This window comes from Mycobacterium sp., from assembly GCF_035653355.1.
GTDB lineage: Bacteria > Actinomycetota > Actinomycetes > Mycobacteriales > Mycobacteriaceae > Mycobacterium.
Window position 1 is genome coordinate 1 of record NZ_DASRBZ010000292.1, and the last position, 3432, is coordinate 3432.

Annotated in this window: 1 protein-coding gene; it reads right to left on the reverse strand. The window is 68.0% G+C overall.

Going from position 1 to position 3432, the window contains the following annotated elements:
* The coding region (locus VFA16_RS10245; protein WP_324967705.1) for an acyltransferase domain-containing protein at window positions 1-3432 on the reverse strand (3432 nt) is incomplete at both ends.

Below are 3432 nucleotides of genomic sequence, written 5' to 3' on the forward strand. Positions count from 1 at the left end.
AGCACCCCGGCCGCATGAATCACCGCACTCAACGGCCACTGCACCGGAATATCGGAAATCACCTTCGCCAACGCCTGCCGATCCGCCGCATCACAAGCCACCACCCGCACCTGCGCCCCGGATTCACCCAACTCACCCACCAACTCGCCGGCCCCCGGCGCCTCCACACCACGGCGGCTCACCAACACCACATGCCGCACCCCATGGCGGGCAACCACATGCCGGGCCAGCGCCGAACCCGCCATCCCCGTGCCACCGGTGATCAACACCGTGCCCGCCGCCCACACATCCGGCATGGTCAACACCACCTTGCCGACATGACGGGCCTGACTCAAATACCGCAACGCCGCCGGCGCCCGCCGAATATCAAACCCCGTCACCGGAAGCGGGCGCAGGACCCGAGCAGCGAACATCGTGGTCAGGTCGGTGAGAATGCGCTGGATCCCGTCGGCGCCGGCCTCGAACAGGTCGAAGGCGCGGTAGCGCACGCCCGGGCGTTGTTGGGCCACCACTCCGGGGTCGCGGATGTCGGTCTTGCCCATTTCCAAGAAGATCCCGCCGGGCGCGACCAGTCGCAGTGAGGCGTCGACGAACTCGCCGGCCAGCGAATCGAGCACGACGTCCACGCCGCGCCCGCCGGTGACGCTCCGGAACTTGTCCTCGAACTCCAGGCTGCGGGAATCGGCGATGTGGTCGTCGTCGAAACCCATGGCGCGCAAGGTGTCCCACTTGCCACGGCTGGCGGTGGCGAACACCTCCAGCCCCCAATGGCGGGCCAACTGCACCGCGGCCATGCCCACCCCGCCGGTAGCGGCGTGGATCAACACGCGCTGCCCGGGTTGGACGTCAGCCAGCCACGACAACGCGTAGTAAGCGGTGGCGAACACGACGGAGACTGTGGCGGCGTCGGCGTACGACCATCCCGCCGGGACTTTCATCAGCAACCGCTCGTCGGTGATCGCCAAGGTGCCGGTGCCTTCCGGGAAGAGCCCCATCACTCGGTCACCGACCGCGAAACCCCGATCGCCGGAGGCGCTTTCAACGACGACGCCGGCGGCTTCGATGCCCATGACCGCGTCGTCGTCGGGGTAAAGACCGAGGGTGATCATGACGTCACGGAAGTTGGCAGCGATGGCCTGCGTCGCAACCCGCACCTGGCCCGACTGCAGCGGTGTATCGGCGTCGGGAATCGGTTCGAGTATCACGTTGTCGAAGGTGCCGGCGCTGGTAAGCCCTAGCCGCCAAGGCCGGTCCGCCGGCGGCACCAACAAGCCGTCGACGGCCCGGCTGCCATGCACGCGCGGAATTTGCACCACACCACCGCGGAGGCACACCTGCGGCTCACCGGCCGCCAGGATCGACGCCACTGCGGCGTCGTCGATCGGCGCGTCGACGTCGGCCAGCACCAACCGGCCGGGATGCTCGGTTTGCGCCGACCGCACCAATCCCCATACCGCCGCTCCGGCCAAATCCGTGATTGTCTCCCCCGCGAGCGCGATCGCGCCGCGGGTAACCACCACCAGCATGCTGGCACCGTCGCGGGCCAGCCAAGACTGCACCACCGTCAACGCCGCATGCGTAGCCGCGTAGACCCCGGCCAATCCCTCCACTGGCTCAGACTCGAAAATATATGTGGCAACGGGAGATTCGGGTGACTCGGCCGCGTCGGGGCCGGGCCAGTGCTCCCAGGACACGGGTGCCGGCGACGCTGAGGGGTGCGGTGACCAGTCCACCTCGAACAGCCGGTCCGGACCCGAGCCTGACAACGCTGCTCGCAACTGTTCACCAGTGACCGGGCGGGCCACCATCGCGCCCACCGACAACACCGGCAAACCCAACCCATCGGTGAGCTCGATCGACACCGACGACGGCCCGACCGGCACGATGCGTGCCCGCACCGCCGACGCGCCAGCGGCATGCAAGCACACCCGCTGCCAGGAGAACGGCACCAGTACCCCGCCGTCGACGCCGTCGGCTTCACCGGCCACCAGCAGTGCATGCAACGCCGCATCCAAGATCGCCGGATGAACCCCGAAGCCTGCCGGCGAAACTTCCGCGTCCGCCGGCAACGCCACTTCGGCGAACACCTCGTCGCCGCGGCGCCACACCGCCGTCAGTCCCTGGAACGCTGGCCCGTACCCATACCCGCGTGCCGTCAACCGCTCGTAACAATCGGCCAGGTCGACCGGCGCAGCACCGGGCGGCGGCCACGCCGACAACTCGGTGCCCGGCTCGGCTGTTCCGGCGCGCACGATTCCTTCGGCGTGCAGCACCCAGCCCGAGCCGGTGGCGGAACGCGAAAATACGGACACCTCACGAGAACCCGACTGATCGGCGCCGCCCACGACCACCTGGACGGCAACCGAGCCCGTTGCCGGCACCACCAACGGCGCCGCCAACATCAGTTCCTCGACGACACCGCACCCGACTTGGTCGCCGGCGCGGATCACCAGCTCCACAAAACCGGCTCCGGGGAAGATCACCACACCTTCGACGGCGTGATCGGCCAACCATGCCTGCGAGGACACCGAGAGCCGACCAGTCAAGACCACCCCACCCGAGGTCGGCAATTCCACGACCGCACCCAGCAACGGATGGTCGCTGGCCGAAAGCCCCAGACCGGCAGCGTCGGCCGCTGCGCCGTCACTGGAAAGCCAAAACCGCCGCCGCTCAAAGGCATACGTCGGCAACTCGAGAAACCTGCCGCCGGGCAGCATGGCGCGCCAGTCAACGCTCAGCCCTGATACAAAGGCTTGGCCCACCGCGTTGGTCAGGCTCGCGGGTTCCGGGCGGTCTTTACGCAGCATCGGCACTGAGATGAGCTCGGCATCCGGCAGCGACTCCTCGATGGAGGTCGTCAAGCCGCCGCCGGGCCCTACCTCGAGGAAACGGTTGGCCCCAGCCGAGTGTGCGAAGCGAACGCTGTCGGCGAAGCGCACCGCTTCTCGGATGTGGCGTGTCCAGTACTGCGGTGACGCGAAATCGTCGCTCGCCATCTCGCCGGTCAGATTCGAGATGATCGGCATGGTGGGCTGTCCGATGGCGAGTCCGGCAGCGACCGTTTGGAACTCCTCGATCATCGGCTCCATCAACGGCGAGTGGAAGGCGTGAGAGACCGCGAGCCGGTGCACCCGGCGGCCCTGTTCCCGCAGCTGTTCCGCGACGGCGGTGACGGCCTCTTCGGCGCCCGAGACCACCACCGATCGCGGACCGTTGACTGCGGCGATGCCTACCTCGGCGCTCAGCAGTGGCAGCACTTCGTCTTCGGTGGCCTGCACTGCGACCATCGCCCCGCCATCGGGCAGGGCTTGCATGAACCGGCCGCGGGCAACGACCAATACCGCTGCGTTCTCCAGCGAGAGGACCCCGGCGACATGCGCGGCGGTCAGCTCGCCTACCGAATGGCCCATCACGTAATCGGGCTTGATACCC